The organism is Larkinella terrae (assembly GCF_009668025.1).
GTDB classification, from domain to species: domain Bacteria; phylum Bacteroidota; class Bacteroidia; order Cytophagales; family Spirosomataceae; genus Larkinella; species Larkinella terrae.
Map to the genome: position 1 here is coordinate 323,874 of NZ_WJXZ01000002.1, position 21,913 is coordinate 345,786.

10 protein-coding genes are annotated in these 21,913 nt (G+C 46.5%); all 10 read left to right on the plus strand.

All coding sequences use genetic code 11. The features are described 5' to 3' along the window. Positions 1-28 precede the first annotated feature (28 nt). The 10 genes from GJJ30_RS05435 to GJJ30_RS05480 all read left to right on the plus strand — a co-directional run bounded on the left by GJJ30_RS05435 (position 29) and on the right by GJJ30_RS05480 (position 21,824). Positions 29-1,594 carry a hypothetical protein gene (locus tag GJJ30_RS05435; protein WP_170299131.1) on the plus strand — a complete coding sequence of 522 codons (1,566 nt, stop codon included), beginning with the start codon at positions 29-31 and terminating at the stop codon, positions 1,592-1,594. After that, on the plus strand, positions 1,591-2,634 hold the full coding sequence (locus GJJ30_RS05440; RefSeq protein WP_154173962.1) for a CgeB family protein: 1,044 nt from the start codon (positions 1,591-1,593) through the stop codon (positions 2,632-2,634). Before GJJ30_RS05435 ends, GJJ30_RS05440 begins: the two co-directional genes overlap by 4 nt. A gap of 167 nt (positions 2,635-2,801) precedes the next feature. Further along, positions 2,802-3,935 (plus strand): glycosyltransferase family 4 protein, encoded by a 1,134-nt coding sequence (locus GJJ30_RS05445; RefSeq protein WP_262885365.1) that lies wholly within the window; start codon positions 2,802-2,804, stop codon positions 3,933-3,935. An 84-nt stretch (positions 3,936-4,019) separates the two neighbouring features. After that, complete coding sequence (locus tag GJJ30_RS05450; protein ID WP_154173966.1) at positions 4,020-5,195, plus strand: glycosyltransferase; 1,176 nt, start codon at positions 4,020-4,022, stop codon at positions 5,193-5,195. Positions 5,196-5,203: 8 nt separating this feature from the next. Next, a complete protein-coding gene (locus GJJ30_RS05455) occupies positions 5,204-6,349 on the plus strand; it encodes a glycosyltransferase family 4 protein (RefSeq protein ID WP_154173968.1) in 1,146 nt (381 codons plus the stop codon). Then, positions 6,324-6,860 (plus strand): DapH/DapD/GlmU-related protein, encoded by a 537-nt coding sequence (locus GJJ30_RS05460; protein WP_154173970.1) that lies wholly within the window; start codon positions 6,324-6,326, stop codon positions 6,858-6,860. Before GJJ30_RS05455 ends, GJJ30_RS05460 begins: the two co-directional genes overlap by 26 nt. Before the next feature lie 93 nt (positions 6,861-6,953). Next, positions 6,954-7,844 carry a glycosyltransferase family 2 protein gene (locus GJJ30_RS05465; RefSeq protein ID WP_154173973.1) on the plus strand — a complete coding sequence of 297 codons (891 nt, stop codon included), beginning with the start codon at positions 6,954-6,956 and terminating at the stop codon, positions 7,842-7,844. A 385-nt stretch (positions 7,845-8,229) separates the two neighbouring features. Beyond that, positions 8,230-9,480: a glycosyltransferase family 4 protein gene (locus GJJ30_RS05470; RefSeq protein ID WP_154173975.1), complete on the plus strand. Its 1,251-nt coding sequence runs from the start codon at positions 8,230-8,232 to the stop codon at positions 9,478-9,480. A gap of 426 nt (positions 9,481-9,906) precedes the next feature. Beyond that, the gene (locus GJJ30_RS05475) at positions 9,907-16,548 is read left to right on the plus strand and encodes a polyketide synthase (RefSeq protein ID WP_229312979.1); all 6,642 of its coding nucleotides are present in this window, start codon (positions 9,907-9,909) and stop codon (positions 16,546-16,548) included. A gap of 62 nt (positions 16,549-16,610) precedes the next feature. Then, entirely contained in the window at positions 16,611-21,824 is a 5,214-nt protein-coding gene (locus GJJ30_RS05480; protein ID WP_170299132.1) for a non-ribosomal peptide synthetase, read from the plus strand. Positions 21,825-21,913 lie beyond the last annotated feature (89 nt).

Sequence of the window (21,913 nt, forward strand, 5' to 3'; positions counted from 1 at the left end):
GAGTGGATCAAATACAGCGTTTTTATCTTTGTTTAAACTTTGGATTTGGAAGGTTGTTCTGGTAGCCGCAATCATTCAAGGTTTATTCTTTTTTTCTCCGGAGAATATTTTTGCGATTACCTGCGTAATTTCTGCCTGGTGGTTAGTTGATAAGCTAATCTTAAATAAAGAGACTTTAGCGCGATATACTTTTTCAACCGTAATTATATTAGGGTATTCGCTAACTCAATATTGCCTGCCGTTGATATTTACATTGTTAGAAGGAAAACCATTGGTCTATAACCTGAAATTTCCTTATAGCGTCTTCATTCACTCTTTACTTGCTCTGGCTGTATTTTTATCCATGCATCATTTGTATAAAATCTGGCGGGAAGGGCTCGGCAGCAAGTTGTACAATAAGATGAGTTGGATTCTAAGGAAGAATTATTTTTTTACTCCTCCAAGCGACTTTCAGCTTTGGATGATCGGTTTTATAGGGCTTGCCGGGATGATAATTACCTTTATCAGTGTGAACCATTATGATGGTACCGCGCTCGAAAGAGGAGCCGGTGCTAAATTTTTGCATGGTTTAGTGCCGTACGCTTACGCTCCCTTTTTTATATTATTAAAGCCGCTGCTTCAACCAAATCGACCTCAGTTCTTGAAGAAGCCATTCTTTAAAGTATTAGTCTTTGCTGTGGTTCTATTGTTTGTGGGTATGGGAGGAAATAGCAGAGGCTTATTTATGACAGGTATTACGGCTGTCGGTATTTCCTATTTAATTGGCTTGCTATTGGGGAAATTCGATTATAAAATTTTTAATTTAAAAAATTTTGCTTTAGCCCTGGTTGGAGTTTGGATAATTACCGGTCCACTCGCCAAACTGGGGACTGCGATGGTAATAGTTCGGGCGCAACGGAGCAATGTTTCCAGTGAAGAATTAATCATGAAGACGTTGCAGACTTATCAGGATGACAAGGCAATTCAGCGTTATAAATCAATTAATTTTATTGATAAATACGATTGGGACGAAACCTATTTTGATAATATATTCTTAGCCAGATTTTGTAATCTGAAATACAATGATGCAAGCCTTGAGCTGGCTTATAAAATAAGAAATACGGACAAAGAAATGTTTAACTATTCCGTTGATAAATTCTGGTCAACTCTGCCTGCTCCAATTATATCTTTTTTTCGTATAAAGATTGATAAACTTACTCTGAATACTTTCTCTTATGGCGACTATCTGTATTACCGGGCGGGTGGTCAATACATCCCAGGCGCATTTCGAACCGGTCATTTTGCCGGTACCGGTTTAGCTACGTTTGGCTGGTGGTATCTACTATTGATGGGGGTAGGTGTCTTACCGCTGTTTTTTCTGGTCGATTTGTTTGTAGTTAATTTTAGAGAGAACGGTTATAACTCGACTTATTTAAGTCTCGCTGGCCTGATTGAAATAACATTTTTCTTTACCCTTTTTTCAGTTTCTAACTTTTCAGAGAGTGTCGTCAATATCTATAGTTTTTTTGCAAGAGGGTGGTTCCAAATGCTATTGTTGTATTGGCTCCTGCTTTTTGTTACACGAAAATTGGGCTTTTTAAAACGGTTTGTATGAGAATCCTCTATATCGGCGATGGTAATCCCTTTAGTACCTCCTTCCATCGACTTTCTGCGCTGAGAAGATTGGGATATACAGTGGATGTTCGCAACCCTTATGAAGCTTTTAAAACTTCATTAGAGCATTTTATTTTTGGGAAAATTCATTACCGAACCGGGTTTCGCTTTTTACAGAATAAAGTGAATAGCTGGCTATCGGAGATTTTAGCTGGTGGTGAAAATTTTGATATTATCTGGGTTGATAGTGGAGAACTCTTCGGAAAGAAATGTCTGCAAAATCTGAAAACTGTTGGTATTCCAGTTATTCTTTATAACGTTGATGATCCCACCGGTAAACGGGATGGAAATAGGTTTAAATCGTTGCTGGAAGCATTACCCCTATACGATTTAGTCGTAGTGGTTCGCCAGGAAAGTGAAAGAGAATGTATTAAACTGGGAGCTGCCCGGGTATTATGGGTCTATCGAAGTTACGATGAGGAAGCCCACAGGCCTTACCGAAATGTGGAAGAAATACCGGCGCAATTTCGGTCAGACGTGGCGTTTATTGGCACCTGGATCCGATATGAAAAAAGAGATGAGTTCCTGTTAAAGCTCATTGAATTAGGGGTACCCGTTAGTATTTGGGGAACTCGCTGGCAGAACTCACCTAACTGGCATAAGCTAAAACCGCATCATCGGGGAGATGGGTTAGGAGGCAGAGACTACGTTGCTGCCATTCAGGGAGCGAAGGTTTGTATCGGTATGCTTTCAAAGGGCAATCGTGATTTGCACACTCAGCGTTCTCTTGAGGTGCCATTCGCGGGCGGTTTGTTTTGCGCCGAACGTACTTCCGAGCATGAGGAAATGTATCGGGAAGGTGTGGAAGCAGTTTTTTGGTCGGATGCAGTTGAATGTGCCAGGGTATGTAAAGAATTGCTTGCTAATGATTCGTTGCGTGAAAATATTCGCTTAGCCGGAATGGAGCGGGTGAGATCACTCAAAGTCGGAAATGAAGATGCGTGCCGGACGATATTGGAAACCGTGTTTCAAACTACCTGAAGTTCATTCCTGTAAAAGACAATACAGATAAATCTAAATTACCTGCTTCTCTATTAATCTTCAATCGAATTAATTATTCTATAGTAAATGTTTACTTGTTGCTATTTTATTTTTAGTTAATGGACATAGTTATATTTACTCACCCTGATTTCTTTAATTCGCAGAGCATGCCGCGCTTCGCTAAAATGCTGTCTGAGGGTATGAAAGAGCTAGGGCATAAAGTTGAAATATGGTCTCCCAAACCTAAATTTTATAGACTCGGGCTCCCTGATTTTTATAAAAAGTGGTTGGGTTATTTAGATCAGTATATTCTGTTTCCCTATGAAATTCGAAGCCGTATAAAAACCAAACCTGCCGATACACTTTATGTTTTTGCAGATAATGCCCTTGGACCCTGGGTTCCGTTAGTTGCCGACCGACCCCATATTATTCATTGCCATGATTTTTTGGCTCAGCGGTCGGCACTGGATGAGATTCCGGAAAATCCAACCAGTTGGACTGGAAAAAAATACCAGCTATATATTCGCGAAGGCTATCGTCAGGGTAAAAATTTTATATCTGTTTCGCATAAGACAAAAAGCGATCTATTTTCCTTTTTAAAATCGACTCCTCCCATTTCGGAAGTAGTGTATAATGGGCTTAACCCTATTTATAAGCCGGGTGATATACGTGAATCCAGAATTTTATTAAGTAGTAATTTCAGGCTTAACTTAATGCAGGGTTATTTACTGCATATAGGAGGTAATCAATGGTATAAGAATAGAGTAGGAGTTATAGAAATATATAATGCCTGGAGAAAAAAATATACCCATTCACTTCCACTGCTATTGGTTGGTCAGAAACCGTCGCGTGAGTTATTGCAATTAGTGGAATCATCTGTTTTTAAAGAAGATATTCATTTTATTTCCGGCGTTGACGATCAACAGGTTGTTCATGCTTATCGGGGTGCGTCCGTTTTTTTATTTCCATCATTAGCAGAGGGCTTTGGCTGGCCGATTGCAGAGGCAATGGCTTGTGGCTGCCGGGTTCTCACTACGAATGAAGCTCCCATGACGGAAGTTGCCGGGAATGCCGCCGAATTGATTCCATGTAAACCGCGAAATAACGAAGCCATTCAACAGTGGGCAGCAGATGCAGCTAACGCAGTTGAGAAAATAATAACTGAAACTTTCGAGCAACATCTTTCTTTTGTAAACGAAGGATTTGAAAATAGTAAGAAATATAATGCCGAAGCGGCAACCGCCCGTATTGAACACATATATAAAGCTGTACTTGATACCTATTCAAGACCGACAGAATGAAAGCTTGAGTTAATTAGTAGCAAAATTGTATATATAGTATTCATGTAAATAGTTGTCATTCTAGCGACTTATTGATCGATTTTCATGCGTTTACTTCACGTTATATCTGAGTTAGATCCAAAGATTGGTGGGACAAGCCAGGCTGTGCGCACTATTATAGAGGGTCTTTCTCAACTCGACGTTATAAATGAAGTAGTGAGTCTGGATGACCCAAATGCTCCGTTTTTAGGTGATATTACTTTCGTTATTCATGCAACGGGGCCCGGCAAGACACCCTGGAAAATTGCTCCAAAGTTTATTCCGTGGTTGGCTGAAAATTTGCATACCTATGATGTCGTAATTGTCCACGGTTTATGGCATTATCATACTTATGCTATTTATAAAGTATGGTCTTACTTAAAGGTCAATAAACCTGCGCTTTATTTAATGCCTCACGGTATGCTTGATCCCTGGTTTCAACGGGCCGCAGGTCGTAAACTAAAAGCAATTAGAAACTGGTTATTCTGGAAATTTACGGAACAAAACATTATTAATAGGGGAGATGGTTTATTATTTACCTGCGAAACAGAGAAAATTGTATCCAGAGAATCATTCAGCCCGTACGCCCCAAAAGCGGAAAAAGTAGTTGGACTTGGTGTAGAGTCCCCTCCGAATTTTGCAGTGAGGATGGAAGAAGAATTTCGCAGGAAGTGCAATGGATTGACCGGCGAATTCCTATTGTTTCTCGGTCGTATCAACATAAAAAAAGGTGTCGATTTGTTAATCAAAGCGTATCTGGATTTAAAAACAAAAGGAGTGCAATTACCAAGATTAGTCATTGCCGGACCGGGATTAGACAGCCCCTTTGGGCAATCTGTCCTGAAGCTTGCATCTATTGATAAAGACATTGTATTTCCCGGAATGTTAAGTGGCGATGCTAAATGGGGCGCTTTTTATAAATGTGACGCTTTTATCTTACCAAGTCATCAGGAAAATTTTGGCATTGCTGTAGTTGAAGCGCTAGCTTGTTCCAAACCCGTTCTTATTTCTGATCAGGTAAATATCTGGCGGGAGATTAACACCGAAAAAGCCGGTATCGTTGAAAACGATACCGAATCTGGTGTCAATAAAATGCTGAAGCAATGGATGAATATGTCAGCGGAACAGAAAAAGCAAATGGGGTTAAATGCGAATACTGCTTTTCATACTCATTTTACAATATCGCGCGCATCCGGGAAAATGATCAACGCGATAAGCCAGGCAATACCTACCTCTAATTAGGCTTTAGTATGCGAATTGCGATTATACAAGGTGCTTTTTTACCAGTTCCGGCTATAATGGGCGGAGCTGTTGAAAAAATGTGGTTTTCGTTGGGAAAAGAGTTTGCGCAGCAGGGACATGAAGTTATGCATTTATCACGTAAAGCTGAAGGATTACCCCAATCTGAAATCATCGATGGCGTCCATCATGTGCGGGTAACCGGATTCGATGCACCAAAATCGGGCATTCTCCTTAAATTTCGCGATCTCATTTATACGTTAAATGTTCGTAAAGTTCTGCCAACAGACTTTGATATAATTATTAGTAATACCTTTTGGGCTCCCGTCTTATTGCAGAAGAAAAATAGAGATGTATGCGTGGTAGATGTGGAAAGAATGCCAAAAGGACAAATGCGATTATACCACAAATGCGCAAAAATACGAACACCAAGTGCATTCGTTGCAGAGGCAGTTCGGAAGGAGTTGCCTGGAGCTGTACATAATAAGATAGTAACCATTCCCAGTCCCCTTCCTTTCAACCCACGGTTGAAAATTAATAGCGCTCTTAAAAAACCGGTTATCCTTTACGTCGGGCGAATCCATCCCGAAAAAGGGTTGGATTTATTAATAAATGCTTTTAAACAAACTTCTCAAAAATACCGGTTACAATTAGTTGGTCCTTGGGAAATATCGGCTGGGGGAGGAGGCAAAGAGTACCTGGATTCATTGCGGCAATTAGCTGGAGATGCGGCTGTTGATTTTGTCGGACCTGTATTTAATATTGAAGTTTTAAACGGTTTTTATATTGATGCACCAATTTTTATTTACCCATCTATAGCCGAAAACGGAGAAACATTCGGTTTGGCTCCGCTGGAAGCAATGGCTTGGGGATGTGTACCCATTGTGTCAAATCTGGCTTGTTTTCAGGATTTTATTTTTCAAGATGAAAACGGATTGATTTTTGACCATCGGGCGCAAAATGCAGTGGAACAGCTTGCCGGACAGATTAGACGCGTTCAGGAAGATGATGAGTTAAGGGAAAAATTAAGTAGGAATGGATTGAATGTTCGATATACTCATTCCATTCAACACGTTGCAAGCCTATTTCTGCGAGAATTTAATCGTATCGTTCGAAAACCGATTCAATCTAATGGTAACCAGCCAGCATATTCATAACCAGACAGATCCCTATGCAAGCCCGTGGACGATAAGCCACCGGATCAAATTGTTTATCTGGGAGTATTGCTGGATGCTATTTTGCTTATGGACGCCTAAACCGGCAAATCGGTGGAGGTTATACTGGCTAAAATTATTTGGTGCTAAAATTTATGGAATACCATTTGTTCACCAACGCGCTCGTATTCAGATTCCGTGGAATTTAATTTTACATAACCGGGCTTGTTTGGGTGATCGCGCCAATGCCTATTCGCTGGGTATAATTGAAATTAAAGAGCATGCAACAATCGCTCAGGAAGTGTATCTCTGTACGGGTACACATGCGTTCGATAAACCAGCCAAAAACCTAATAACAGCACCCATTACAATTGGTGCGCATGCTTTTATCGGCGCCAGAGCATTTATCATGCCGGGCGTTAGTGTTGGTGAGCATACGATTGTTGGCGCATGCAGCGTCGTGACCAGAAATATCGCTCCTCATAAAGTTGTAAAAGGTAATCCGGCCAGATGATTGCTATTTATAAAACCGCTCCGGATTGTTTATTAGTCTAATCCATTTTAGAGATTAACTACCACTCGAATAGATATTTAATTTGAAAAGGGAATGTCAACATTACTCGACTTAACCATTGTAATTCCCGTTAGGAACGAAGAGAAAAATTTACCGACTTGTCTTGCCAGGATCGGTAAGAACCTGGCGCGTCATATTGTTGTGGTTGACTCCGGAAGTACAGATTCTACGCGGGAAATTGCGCACAAGTATGGCGCTGATGTGGTTGATTTCGACTGGAATGGAAAATTCCCCAAGAAGAGAAACTGGTATTTACGAAATCATACACCTACAACAAAATGGGTGCTGTTTCTGGACGCTGATGAATTCCTGACTGATGAGTTTAAATCGGAATTGCAACTTACATTACAACAGGATAATCCGAAAGTTGGGTATTGGCTGCGTTATACGGTTTATTTCTTGGGTAAAGAAAATAAGGGCGGTTATTTCCTGCATAAACTGGCTTTATTCCAGGTTGGCGCTGGTGAATACGAAAAGATTGATGAAGATCAATGGAGTCAATTTGATATGGAGATTCACGAGCATCCGGTATTAAATGGAGAAATTGGAACCATCCGTAGCAAAATCGATCACCGGGATTTTCGCGGGGTTTCGTATTATGTAGCCAAGCACAACGAATATTCAAGCTGGGAGGCCGCTCGATTTTTAAAACTGGCCAGCGATGCAAAAAGCAAACAAAGCTGGACCTGGATGCAACGTATAAAATACGGGTTAATGCGCACTCCGTTACTTGGACCTGTTTATTTCTTCGGTAGCTATATTCTAATGGGCGGTTTTCGGGATGGTAGTAGAGGATTCGCTTTTGCCATTTTAAAAATGGCTTATTTTACGCAAATGTATTGCAAAATTCGAGAAATAGAACAAGAGCAGAAACAGCAAATAGCCACCTCATTAAGTCGGAAAAAGTCAGAAATATGGAACTAAACCTCCATTTAGAATATTCATTATTTCTGTTTTTTAGTTACATAATCATACAAGTATTACCACTATTTTCTTCAACTAAATTCAACAATCATTCTGATTATTGAATACGATCTTCGGAATTTACCTTATACTAATGGAAATAAGTTCTGAAGAATTGATATGTAAAATACCTTAACAATATTTTAATTTAAGATTTAGAAGAATGATATACATTGATTTTTTTCCTGAATTGTATAATAAAGAATCGGGCGGTGATAAAAATTCGATAAGGAAACGTGTGGTTTATAGAAAGGAATTAAAATTAGAATCTTATGTCCGGGCATTTTGATAGTATGAATAACTACTTGGTAATGCCTTATCTTTTCTGATTTAACCCAGTTTTTCGATGAAGATTTTAGTAAGCAGCATGACGTTTGCTCCTGATCACAGTGGTATTTCATTGTACTCAACAGATTTTGCCACTTATGCATCAGAACAAGGCCACGAAGTTACGGTAGTAACGGGTTTTTCCTGGTATCCTAAATGGATGAAAAGACCTGAAGATAAAGGCAAGTTGTTCCGAACAGATTACTTTGAGAATATAAAGATATTGAGAGGCTATCTGTATGTACCTAAGAAAGTGACTTCTTTATCCCGGGTTATTCAGGAAATCACATTTATACTATTTGCTTTTATAAATTTTTTCAGGGCTGGGAAGCATGATGTTATTGTTTTATTTACAACTCCAATTAATTTGGGATTGATAGGAGTCTTTTTTCAGAAGTTCTGGAAAGCAAAATTGATAATTAACGTTCAGGATCTGCAACTGGACGCTGCGCAGTCATTGGGCATGTTGGGTAAACTACCTATTGTCAAGATGATGGATAGCTTTGAAAAATTCAGCTATCAAAAAGCGGATATGGTAACTTCTATATCAACTGCTATGGTTAATATAATCGGGCAAAAAGGTGCACTGGAAGATAAGTTATATTTATGGCCGAATTGGATTCAGGTTAATGAAGCCAGTAATAAAGGAGTCGAAGGTGATTTTAGGAGAAAATTTCCGGATTATAAGAATAAAATTATCGTTGGATACGCCGGTAATGTGGGTGTAAAACAAAGCCTATCGTCGTTAGTTGACCTGAGTGAGCGATTTAAAGATCGGGACGATGTTGTTTTCCTGATCATTGGTTCAGGTGGTGACCGGGCGAATCTGAAAGCTTACGCCGAGAGTAAAGCGACGGGTAATATCCATTTTATTGATTTTTTATCTCAGGAAGATTATTACAGTTTTCTCTGTGATGTTGACGTTGTTTTCCTATCGCAGAAAAAAGACTCCGGCGACGTGTATTTTCCCTCGAAATTGCTGGGAATCATGGCGAAACGAAAGTTGATATTTGTTTCGGCAGGTAAGGAATCGGAAATATATAAGGTGATAGCGGATCATGATTTAGGTATTTCGTCGGACATTGAAGACATCGACCGCATGGCGAGCCTTTTGAATTCTTATTTACAGAATAAAGAACAATTTAGATATTACGAATTGAACGCTTTCAATTTTGTGCATCAGTTCGATCGGGAGGTTGTGCTGGAAGGACTATTTAATGCCATTAACTCCACCGTATATAAAGGCTATTATCAGACCGTTACGGCGTAAATGCGGATTTGACAGTATTTAATTTGTGTAATCCAAACTTGTTGCCAGACGCTTTCCTGTTGCCCTAATTTCAATTCCCAGCCGTTTACTAAATTAAGGAAATATACTTAGTTGATTTTGGTAGTTTTTTTCAGATTAAAAACTAATTTTAAATGCAGGATAAGCAGGTTTGTATGGATATAGTACAATTAATTGCCAGACAGTATGTGGGCTGATTATTGACCTGAGTTGCATTTTTTCATTCTATTATCACTAATAATACAACGCCGGTAATACTGAAAATGTCTGCTCCAGAACGCTATTTTTCATTCACTTATTAGCCTGTATATTTTTTATACGTCTGTTTTAGCTATACTAGAAAAATTACTTAAAACCATTTTAAAATGGTGGAAACTGATGATACCTGGATCTGAATTCGATACTCCAATGCGCTATTTCATGGATAAGACCATACTAATCCTCTTTTCTGAGCAGGTTCGGAAAAGCGCTGATTGTATAGCTATTGCGTTTGAGGGTCAGCAGATTACGTATCAACAGGTCGACGAAAAATCAAACCAGTTAGCTCATTATTTAAGAAAAAAAGGAGTGGGCGCAGAGTCGCTTGTCCCGATCTGTCTCAATCGCTCACTGGAAATGGTGATCGGTATTTTGGGAATCCTCAAGGCCGGTGGAGCTTATGTCCCCATCGATCCCGAATATCCAATCGAGCGGATAAAGTATATATTATCAGACACCGACAGCCGTATCGTAGTGACGGATTCAGGCTCCGACAGCCTGTTAGCTGGCTGCTCGAATGAACTTGAGCGGATTTGTTTGGATAAAAACTGGGAGACTCTGGCGCTTGAATCGAAAGAAACGGTACTCCATTCAGTTCAACCGGCTCACCTTGCTTACGTGATCTATACATCGGGCTCGACGGGGCGGCCCAAAGGCGTATTGGTTGAACACCGTAACGTAAGCAACTTCATTCATAACCAGTCGCTGGAATTTGATATTCAGAGCCATGACGCCATCCTGCAAACCAGTAATTACGCGTTTGACCCCGCAACGGAACAGATTTTTCTGGCATTGTGCAATGGGGCAAAACTGGTATTGATCCGAAAAGAATCCTTGTTTAATCCGGATGATGTCATTCAGGTAATCAATGAACAGAATGTAACGCACCTTCACACAACGCCCAGTCTATTACGATACATCCCGGCTGCTAAATACGGTATTTTAAAACGGGTGGTTTCCGCCGGAGAGATTTGCCCGCCCGACCTGGCAAATACCTGGGGCTCGCTCCTTGCATTTTACAACAAATATGGCCCTACGGAAGCAACGATCAGTTCCATTCAATACCGGTATTCCACGGATATAAATCCGGAAGTTCCGGTGCCTATTGGAAAACCGATTGCGAATACACAAATCTATATTTTAGACGAGACAGGTAACCCCGTTCCGGATGGAATGAGCGGTGAAATTTACATTGGCGGAGCTGGCGTCGCGCGCGGTTACCTGAATAATCCGGTTCTTACTTCAGAGAAATTTATCGATAATCCTTTTGGTGATAAAATTGGCCAGAAACTGTATAAGACCGGGGACATTGGGAAGTATTTGCCCGATGGAAATATTGAATTTATTGGCCGACTGGATGATCAGGTAAAAATCAGAGGACATCGTATTGAACTGTCTGAAATAGAAACTGTACTCGGCAATTATGAATCGGTCAATCAGTGCGTTGTCGTTGCACAAAACGATCGTAATGCAGGCCAGCGGTTGGTGGCTTATGTGGTTGTGAATGAGAAGATTGACAATGCGTTTATAAAAAACTATCTGGCCCATAAACTTCCGGAATACATGTTGCCGTCGCTGATCGTTCAGATGACGGCTTTGCCCTTGACGTTCAACGGAAAAATAGATAAAAAAGCGCTGCCAAAACCGGTAGGAATACGCTCGTCGCTGTCCGGTTTATATCTCGCTCCTGTCTCGCAACTGGAGAAAAATATAGAAACCGTATGGGCCGAAATCCTGCAAATGGATAAAGTTAGCCTTGATGATAATTTCTTTGAGCTTGGCGGAAATTCCCTGCTGGCGATTTCGGTTGTGACGACTTTAAAAAACCGGTTTGGCTATACGATTCCCATCACAAAGCTGTATCAACAACCCAGTATTCAGGGACTAGCGGCATTCTTAGGGACGAAAAAAGAGAATTCTGCGCTACCGGTAAAGGCAAAACAATCAGCTGAAGCGCAGGATATTGCCGTGATCGGAATGGCGGGCCGGTTCCCCGGTGCCGATACGATTGATGCCCTTTGGGATATTCTGAAAACCGGTAAAGAAACCACGCATTTTTTTACTGAAGAAGAGCTGGATAAATCCATTCCGACCGGTTTGCGGAACGATGCGGATTACGTAAAAGCGCGCGGAATTATTAATAAGGCCGACGAATTTGATCCCTTATTTTTTGGGGTTAATCCGCGTTTGGCGGAATTAATGGACCCGCAACACCGCATTTTTCTGGAAATAGCCTGGGAAGCGCTCGAAAGCGCGGGTTATGAACCCCAGAAATATGCCGGTTCGATCGGCGTTTTTGGCGGCTGCCGGAACAATACCTACTACTACACGAACGTATTGCCGAATGCCGAACTCGTTGAACGGGTTGGCAGCTTTCAGGTCATGACGGCGAATGACAAGGATTATATCGCCACCCGAACGGCTTACGCGCTTAACCTGAGAGGGCCAGCAGTTACGGTGCAGTCCGCCTGTTCTACTTCGTTGCTGGCTATTGCTCAGGCGGTTGACAGCATCCGGAATGGGCAGTGTGATATGGCACTGGCGGGCGGTGCGGCCATTGCGCAACCGATCAACAGCGGTTACCTGTATCAGGAAGGCGCTATGCTGAGCAACGACGGCCATTGCCGGCCGTTTAGTGCAGATGCGCAGGGGACTGTTTTTAGCGATGGCGCTGGCATTGTTCTGCTGAAAGGTCTGGAAGCCGCCCGGCGCGATGGCGACACGGTTTTTGCGGTTATCAAAGGCATCGGCGTCAACAACGATGGGGGAGGGAAGGGCAGCTTTACCGCTCCGAACGCCGAAGGACAGGCGGGGGCCATTGCAATGGCGCTTCAGGATGCCCGGGTCGATCCGGCTACACTGAGCTACATCGAAGCGCACGGAACCGCCACGCCCATCGGCGACCCGATCGAAATCGAAGGATTGAAAATGGCGTTCGGCGATCTGCCCGCAACCCAATTCTGCGCCATCGGTTCCATCAAAAGCAACATGGGGCATTTGACAACGGCCGCTGGGGTAGCCGGATTCATCAAAACCGTGTTGTCGCTGCACCATAAACAACTGCCGTCGTCGATCCATTTTTCGGCACCAAACCCGGCGATCGATTTCCGCAACAGTCCGTTTTTTGTCAATACTGAGTTGACGGAATGGCAATCCGCGTTCGGACCGCGACGGGCGGGCGTAAGCTCTTTTGGCGTTGGTGGCACGAACGTACACGTTGTGCTGGAAGAAAATACGGCGGTGCTACCGGCAGAGCAACCGGCCGAACCCCGCCCTGCTCAACTGATTGCCTGGTCGGCCAAATCAACCGCCAGCCGGGAACAATACGGCGCGTTGCTGGCCGATTTCGTGCAGAAAAACCGCCATATCAATCTGGCTGACGTGGCTTTTACCCTGCAAACCACCCGGGCGGCTTTTGCTCACCGCCGGTTTTTGGTAGCGTCCAATGGCGACGAGCTGACCGGAAAACTGCGGGCAACTACCGGTTCGGCAACTGAAACAAAATCGATTAAAGAATTGCCGGGAGAGGTCGTTTTTATGTTCCCCGGACAAGGTTCGCAGTACCTGAACATGGGCCGCGAACTTTACGAACAGGAACCCGTTTATCGCCAGGCCATCGATGAATGCGCCGACCTGCTGAACGCGTATCTTGAAACCGACATTCGTCAGATTATCTATCCCGAAGAGGTGAACCGGAAAGCCGAGGAGAATTTAAAAAACACCCGGTTTACCCAACCCGCCCTGTTTGTAACAGAATATGCCCTGGCCAGACTCTGGATGAGCTGGGGCATCCGTCCGTCCTTGTTTTGCGGCCACAGCATCGGCGAATTCGTGGGCGCTCATCTGGCGGGCGTTTTTACGCTGGCCGATGCGCTAAAACTGATTACGATTCGCGGGCGTCTGGTGAGCGAAATGCCCCGGGGGAGCATGCTTTCGGTGCGGATGGAAGCCGAAAAAATTGGAGGTTTGATGCCCGAACCGCTGTCGATTGCCGCCATCAACAGCCATAAACTGTGCGTCGTGGCGGGTCACGACGAAGACATTGCGGCTTTTGCCAGCGTGCTGGACGAGCAGGGCATTCCGAACCGGGTTCTGGAAACGAGCCACGCGTTTCACTCGGTCATGATGGAGCCTGTGGTGGCCGAATTTAAAAAAATAGTTGACGAAGTGGTGCTGAGTCGCCCGCAGAAACCAATCCTTTCAACCGTTACCGGAACCTGGCTGACGGATGCGCAGGCAGTGGATTCGGATTACTGGGCGAAACATTTGCGTTTGACGGTGCGGTTTTCTTATGCCCTCGAATCTATTATTAATCTAAATCAGCCTTTGCTGATCGAAGTTGGTCCCGGGAACGCCACCACCACTTTTGCCCGTCAACAGGCGGGTGCCCGACCATTGAGCATCGTAACGAGTCTCGACAAAAAAGGCGCGCAGACCGAATACGAATCCATGCTGAAAGGACTGGGACAGCTCTGGATCAGTGGCCTGGAACCCGACTGGAACGCGGTCCATGCCAACCAAAACCGGGTTAAACGGACTTTACCAACGTACGCTTTTGATCGGAAACGCTACTGGGTCGATCCCGTGACACCAGCGACGGTCGTTCCAGTTGCCGATTCATCCTCGATTCCGGTAGTGCCCATACCACAAGTTGCCCATTCTGCTGACACCTTTCTATCGCCCGTTGCCATGAGAAAAGACGTATTAATCAACAAGGTAAAAGAAATGCTGGAAGACGCTTCCGGTGTTGAGATGGATGCCGTCACGTCGGATATGAGTTTTCTGGAAATGGGGCTCGACTCGTTACTGCTTACCCAGGTTTCGCTGACCTTGAAGAAGGAATTTGGCTTACCCATCACGTTCCGGCAGCTAAATGAAGAATACGCGACGATCGACGCCCTCGTTGATTACCTCGATCGGGCCTTACCCGCGGGGGCTTACGAACCGAAACCGGTTTCGCAACCTGCTGTTCAGCAGCCCGTTCCGTCGGCGGTATTTCACAGTCCCGTTACAGGACAAACCGGTAATGACGCGGTGCTGGAACTGATGGCGCAGCAGTTGCAGATTATGGCCAAACAGATTGCCGTGATGCAGGGCGCTCAGCAGACCTCGCTGCCGTCGCTGCCGTCGATGGCCGCTCTGGCGAATCTGAATGGAAAATCGCTCAATGGCAATGGAAACGGGAAAAGCAATGCGGCCAAAACGCCCGATCTAACGCCGGAAGAAGAAATCGAAATTAAAAAACCGTTCGGTGCCAGCGCCCGCATCGAGCGGCAGGTGACCGAATTAAACCCCCGACAGAAAGCCTTTCTGCAGCAACTGACCAGCCGTTATAACCAGAAAACCGGTGGCAGTAAAAACTACACCCAGGAACACCGCTCCTACATGGCCGATCCGCGGGTGGTTTCGGGATTCAAACCATTGACAAAAGAACTGGTTTATTCGATTGTCATCAACAAATCCAAAGGTAGCCGCTTGTGGGATATCGACGGCAACGAATACATTGACATGCTCAACGGGTTTGGCTCGAACATGTTCGGTTACCAGCCCGAATTCGTTAAAAAAGCCCTGTATGGCCAGATTGAGAACGGTTTTGAAATCGGGCCGCAGCACGAACTGGCGGGCGAAGTCAGCCGCCTGATCTGCGAATTTACCGGTTTCGACCGGGCTGCTTTGTGCAGCACCGGTTCCGAAGCGGTTTTGGGCGCGATGCGGATTGCCCGGACGGTCACCGGCCGCTCGCTGATCGTGGCCTTCACCGGTTCCTACCACGGCATTGTCGATGAAGTGATTGTGCGAGGAAGTAAGAAATTGAAGTCCTATCCGGCCGCGCCGGGAATCATGCCGGAATCCGTTCAGAACATGCTGATCCTGGACTATGGGACGGAAGAAAGCCTGAAAATTATCCGGGAACGGGCGCACGAACTGGCGGCTGTGCTGGTCGAGCCGGTGCAGAGCCGCCGGCCGGAATTTGTCCCGATTGAGTTTCTGAAGGAAGTCCGGAAGATCACGGCGGCTGCAGGAACGGCGCTGATTTTCGACGAAGTCATTACCGGTTTCCGGATGCACCCCGGCGGTACGCAGGCGATGTTCGGGATCAAAGCCGATCTGGCGTCCTACGGAAAAGTGGTGGGCGGAGGCATTCCCATCGGCATTATTGCCGGGAAAAAAGACTACCTGGACGTGCTCGACGGCGGTTTCTGGCAATACGGCGATGCATCGTTTCCCGAAAAAGGCGTGACGTATTTTGCCGGTACGTTCGTTCGCCACCCGCTGGCGCTCGCAACGGCCAAAGCGTCGTTGCTGCACCTGAAAGAAGCCGGGCCGGGTTTGCAAAAAGGACTGACTGCCAAAGCCGAACGCATCGCCCGGGAGCTGAACGCCGAGTTTGAGCGACACCAGATTCCGCTGTATGTAGCCCAGTTTGGCTCGCTCTGGAAAATCAAACCGAAAGAGGAAATACCGTACGGCGAGCTGCTGTTCGTTTTGCTGCGCGAAAAAGGCATTCACATCTGGGACGGTTTTCCGTGTTTCATCACCGAAGCCCATACCGATGCGGAAATTGATCTGGTGCTTCAGCGGTTTTTCGAGTCGATTCAGGAATTGATAGAGGCCGATATTTTTAAATCGAAGTTCAAAGCGGAGTTGCCCAAAGCCCAAACCGGTCATTCGTATTCCTACAATGAACCGCCGACGCCCGACGCCCGGCTGGGACGGGATCAGGACGGCAACCCGGCCTGGTTTATCGTGGACCCGGAAAACCCCGGCGAATACTTGCAGATTAAAATTTGATTAAAAAAATGTAATAAATCATAGTTATCTTTATGTCTGTAACTATACCTGTCCCTAACGTAATGGCTGTTAAATTTGACCCTTTTGCCGGACCTGAAATTGTGCGGGTTGCACCGTCGACGGAGCCACAAAAGGAAATCTGGACGGCTTGCCTGCTGGGTGGTGACAACGCTACCCGGTCATATAATCTGCTGAACTCACTGCTGTTTCAGGGCTCCTTTGATCGGGAGGCTATGGAGCAGGCCATTCAGACACTGGTTGCCCGGCACGAAGCGTTGCGGATGGTTTTCAGTGCCAACGGCGAATACCTTTGCATCTTTAAAGAACTATCTATACCGGTTGCCTATCAGGATATTTCGGAAAAAACGGCCGCAGAGAAAGACAGATTGATTGACGGGTATCTTAAGCAGGAAACCGTTCACATCTTTGATCTGTTGAACGGCCCGTTATTCCGGGCGGCTATCTTCAAAACCGCCGGCCAGGAGCACCGCCTGATTTTAACCACCCACCACAGCACGCGCGACGGCTGGTCGATGGGCGCGATGCTGCTCGATCTGAGCGCGCTATATTCGGCCCGGGTGCAGGGCATTCCGGCCAGGCTGCCGGATGCGCCTTCGTACGGGCAATACGCGGAGGATCAGCACCGATTTTCGAACAGTGACGAATACCAGCAGACGGAAAATTTCTGGATGCGTAAATTCAGCGACGCCGTACCGGTTTTTGACCTGCCCACCGATTTCCCGCGCCCCGCCCAGCGTACCTTTGCCAGCAAGCGCCTTGATTATCCGCTGGACAGCGAGTTCGTTCTGTCGGTTAAAAAAATGGGGTTAAAAGCCGGATGCAGCTTTGTGACGACGCTGTTGGCCGCTTTTGAAGTCCTGCTGCACCGCGTATCCGGCCAGGAAGATATCATTGTCGGCTTACCCACCGCCGGGCAATCCGTAACGGGCAACAATCGGTTGGTGGGGCATTGCGTCAACCTGCTGCCCCTGCGGAGCCACCTCGATCCGCAACAAACGTTTACCGACTTTTTGAAGACCTGTCGGCAGGCGGTTTTTGATGCTTATGACCACCAGCGCCTGACGTTCGGCAACCTGGTGAGGAAACTGAACATTCCGCGGGATACGTCGCGGGTGGCGCTGGTTCCGGTTGTTTTCAATATCGACATGGGAATGAACGATGGCGTTCATTTTCAGGGTCTTACTCACCAATTAATCAGCCATCCCAAAGAATACGAAAACTTTGAGTTGTTTTTCAACGCCACCGGATCCGAAAAAGCGTTAACCATTGAATGGTCATATAATACGCAATTGTTTAAAGCTGAGACAATTGACCGGATGATGACCGAGTTTGCCAATCTCCTGAAAACCATTGTTGCCTATCCATCTATTGTTATTAGTGAGATCAAATTTATGTCGGAAACTAGTTTGAAAGAACAATTAACCCAATGGAATGACACCGAAGTCGACTACCCGAATCACACGCCCTTACACGATTTAATTGCTCAAAGTGCCGCCAGCTATCCCAACAAAACCGCCCTGCGGTTTAACAAACAGGAAACCAGTTACCAGGTTTTGAACGAAACCGCTAACCAACTGGCGCACCACCTGATTCAGAAAGGAATAGCGAAAGGAGATGTGATCGGGATTGCGCTGGATCGTTCGCCGAACATGCTAATTACGTTGCTGGCGGTTTTGAAAGCCGGAGCAGCTTATTTACCGCTCGACCCGGATTATCCGCAGGAACGGGTGACGTTCATGCTGGCCGACTCCTCGGCCCGGATGCTGATCACCGCCCGAAAATACCAGGGACGGTTGAAAAGCCAGGCGACTGAACTCTTGATCGAGGATGCGCTGGCGGAGTCGAAAGCCCATCCGAAGGAAGACCCGGCCCGGGCGGTTTCGGGTGATGACCTGGCCTATGTACTGTATACCTCCGGTTCGACGGGGAAACCGAAAGGCGTTTTGATTGAGCACCGCAACCTGGTCAATTTCCTGTGGAGCATGCAGCAGGCGCCCGGTATCGGCAAAAACGACATTCTGCTGGCGGTAACGACGATTTCGTTCGACATCGCGGGGCTGGAATTGTATTTGCCGCTTGTTGCCGGGGCCACGGTTTTGCTGGCCGATCCGACCGTTACGCGCGACGGCCGTACGTTGCTCGATCTGGTAAAAGCGGAAAAAGTCAGTATCCTGCAGGCAACGCCCTCGACCTGGCGGATGCTGCTTGACGCCGGTTGGGACAAACCGCTGCCGCTGAAAGCGCTCTGCGGAGGTGAAGCTATTTCGAACGATCTGGCCGAAAAACTGATCGCCCGGTGCGCGGAATTGTGGAACATGTACGGCCCGACGGAAACCACGGTCTGGTCGACGATTAAGAAGCTGAACAAGTCGGAAGTCATCACGATTGGCCGTCCGATCAACAATACGCAGGTTTATATTCTGGACGAATTCCTCAAACCCGTAGCCGTCGGATCGGTGGGCGAAATTTACATCGCCGGTGATGGCGTAGCCCGTGGCTACCTGAATCGTCCGGAGTTGACGAGCGAGCGGTTTTTGAGAGATCCGTTTGCCAACGTGCCGGAAAGCGTCATGTACCGAACCGGTGATCTGGGTAAATTTCTGGAAACCGGCGAAATCCAGTGCCTGGGGCGCATCGATCAGCAGGTGAAAATCCGGGGTCACCGGATCGAGCTGGGGGAAATCGAAAATGTGATCAGCACGATCCGGGAAGTGAAGGAAACCGCCGTCATTGCGCACGAAACCAAGGCTGGCGATCAGGTGCTGGTGGCTTACGTTGTTCCCGAAGCGCTGACAACCAACGATAAAGCGCCGAGCTGGCAGGATCGCTGGGACATGATTTACACGATGGGTGTCAAGCACGAAAGCGGCCTGAAACCGGAGGAGCAAAACCTCGAAATCGCCATTGCCGAGCAGTTAAGCGGGAAGAAAGACGTCAAAGAAGAGATTGAAGACTGGGTTCAGCAATCGATTCGGCGAATTCGGAAATTGAGCCCGAAGCGGATCATGGAAGTCGGTTGCGGGGCGGGTCAGTTGCTATTTGAACTGGCGCCCGACGCATCGCTTTACATCGGTACGGATTATTCCCCGACAGCCATCGACAACCTGCGGGAAAAGCTGGCGTTGAATTCGGCCAAGTGGCGGAATGTGAAAACCGCCGTGGGTACGGCCGACGATTTCAGTGCGGTTCCGGCGGGTTCTTTAGACCTCGTGCTGATCCACAGCGTGGCCCAGTACTTCGCCGATACGGCTTATTTGCTGCGGGTAATCGAACAGGCGGTGAAATCCGTGGCGCAGGGCGGGTGTATTTTCATCGGTGATATGCAGGGAAAAAGTACGCTGCGGATACACCACACCTTCGATCAGTTTCCCCGTTCGTCGGCGGAAAACACCGTTGCCGACTTTAAAAAGATTGTCGACCGGCGGGTTTTCATTGAAGATGAGTTGATGGCCGACCCGGCTTATTTCTATCTTTTACCGCAACTTATCCCGGCTATTTCGGCGGTGGATATTCAGCTTCGCGAAGGAAAATTCCTGAACGAAACGACCAAACACCACTACGACATCTGGCTTTACGTCGGCAATCCGCCCGCCGTGGCCGTGGCCGAAACCGTTGTCGACTGGACGCCGGATTATACGATCGAACGCCTGGAAAAGAGTCTTTCGGAAAACCCGCAGACGGTTTTGCAGCTCCGGAACGTGTTCAACAGCCGCACCGCCGAAGATCATACGCTGCTGCAGGTAATCGACGGGTTGCGCAACGAGGCACTGCTGGTGGAAGCGAAGGAAAAAATGACTGCCATTCCCGCCCATGTCGATCCGGCCATTCTGTGGTCGACCGGCGGCAAACATCATTTTTCGACCTACGTTCGCTGGGCGGGCGACGGCTCCGATAACCGGCTGGACGTTGTCTTTATTCCGGCGGAGCTCAAAAACCGCATTCCGGCCCAACCCGCTTCCATCGTGCTGGAAGGGCATTCGCTCAACGATTTTGCCCGCAATCCGTTCAAACACAACGTCGTCGTTCCGCAGGAACAGGTGCAGGTCTGGAAGCAGCAGATCCGGAAAAACCTGCCGGACTACATGGTTCCCAACAATTTTGTCGTTCTGGCCAAACTGCCGTTAACGCCGAACGGAAAAATTGACAAAAAGGCGTTGCCTGATCCGATGCTCGACGGTGTCGAAAACCGGACCGGTTTTATGGCTCCGCGGACGGATATCGAAAAGCTGGTGGCCGACATCTGGAAAGAGTGTCTGCGGCTGGAAAAAATAAGCGTGTTCGACAATTTCTTTGAGCTGGGCGGCCACTCACTGATTGCGGTTCAGGTCATGACGCGGCTGGAGAAAAAAACCGGTAAACGGCTGCCGTTGTCCATGTTATTTGAATACCCGACGATCGAAAAGCTGGCGTCGATTCTGCACATGAACGGGCGGTCGGTCACCTGGGATTCGCTGGTTCCGATCAAACCACAGGGCACTAAAATTCCGCTTTATATCGTGCATGGTGCGGGTTTGCATGTCTTGTTATTCAATACGCTGGCGATCAATATGGACGCCGATCAACCGGTTTATGGTCTCCAGGCGAAGGGAATCAATAGCGATGATGAGCCGCTGGATAGCATTGAAGCCATTGCCGCTTATTACATCGATGCGATCATGGCTAAAAATCCGGACGGGCCTTATGCCCTGGCCGGTTATTCGTTCGGGGGTATTATTGCCTACGAAATGAGCAAACAGTTAAAGGAAAAAGGAAAGGAAGTAAAAATGCTGGCGATGTTCGATTCGTACGCCGATCAGTCCAATTTTTATGATCCCTGGCCAATCCGTTTATGGAATGATTCAGCCACCCTGGTCAAAGAGCGGTTATACATTCTTACACTCCTGAAAAAGTATCCGGGCGAGACGATCCGAACCAAAGTTGATTCGATCAAACGCCGGACAAATCAGTTATACCGCCGGATTCGGTATAATGAAGATTACATGAAAGTATTTCATGGGAATTATTATAAGGTGAACGAAACGAATATTATCGCTGCCCGCAACTACCGCCTGGTGCCGCAGGATATCAAGATAACCTTGTTCCGGGCCAAAAAACAACTGGCGTATAAAGCGGATTTTGAGTTTTTAGGCTGGAAACCATTCGCGTTAAAAGGTATCGATATTCACGAAGTTCCGGGCGATCACGTTAATTTATTCACTCCACCAAACGACAAAGAGTTCGCCCGTATTCTGCAGGAAGCTCTCGATAATTGCTAAAATCTACGTATTTCTGATTACATCTACCTGAACGGGATTAACATCGTATTTATTCGTAAATACGATGTTAATCATCGGAACTTCGCGCT

Coding starts and splice junctions, on each gene's coding strand:
- GJJ30_RS05440 (WP_154173962.1), top strand. CDS start 1,591: ATGAGAATCCTCTATATCGGCGATGGTAATCCCTTTAGTACCTCCTTC.
- GJJ30_RS05445 (WP_262885365.1), top strand. CDS start 2,802: ATGCCGCGCTTCGCTAAAATGCTGTCTGAGGGTATGAAAGAGCTAGGG.
- GJJ30_RS05450 (WP_154173966.1), top strand. CDS start 4,020: ATGCGTTTACTTCACGTTATATCTGAGTTAGATCCAAAGATTGGTGGG.
- GJJ30_RS05455 (WP_154173968.1), top strand. CDS start 5,204: ATGCGAATTGCGATTATACAAGGTGCTTTTTTACCAGTTCCGGCTATA.
- GJJ30_RS05460 (WP_154173970.1), top strand. CDS start 6,324: ATGGTAACCAGCCAGCATATTCATAACCAGACAGATCCCTATGCAAGC.
- GJJ30_RS05465 (WP_154173973.1), top strand. CDS start 6,954: ATGTCAACATTACTCGACTTAACCATTGTAATTCCCGTTAGGAACGAA.
- GJJ30_RS05470 (WP_154173975.1), top strand. CDS start 8,230: ATGAAGATTTTAGTAAGCAGCATGACGTTTGCTCCTGATCACAGTGGT.
- GJJ30_RS05475 (WP_229312979.1), top strand. CDS start 9,907: ATGCGCTATTTCATGGATAAGACCATACTAATCCTCTTTTCTGAGCAG.
- GJJ30_RS05480 (WP_170299132.1), top strand. CDS start 16,611: ATGGCTGTTAAATTTGACCCTTTTGCCGGACCTGAAATTGTGCGGGTT.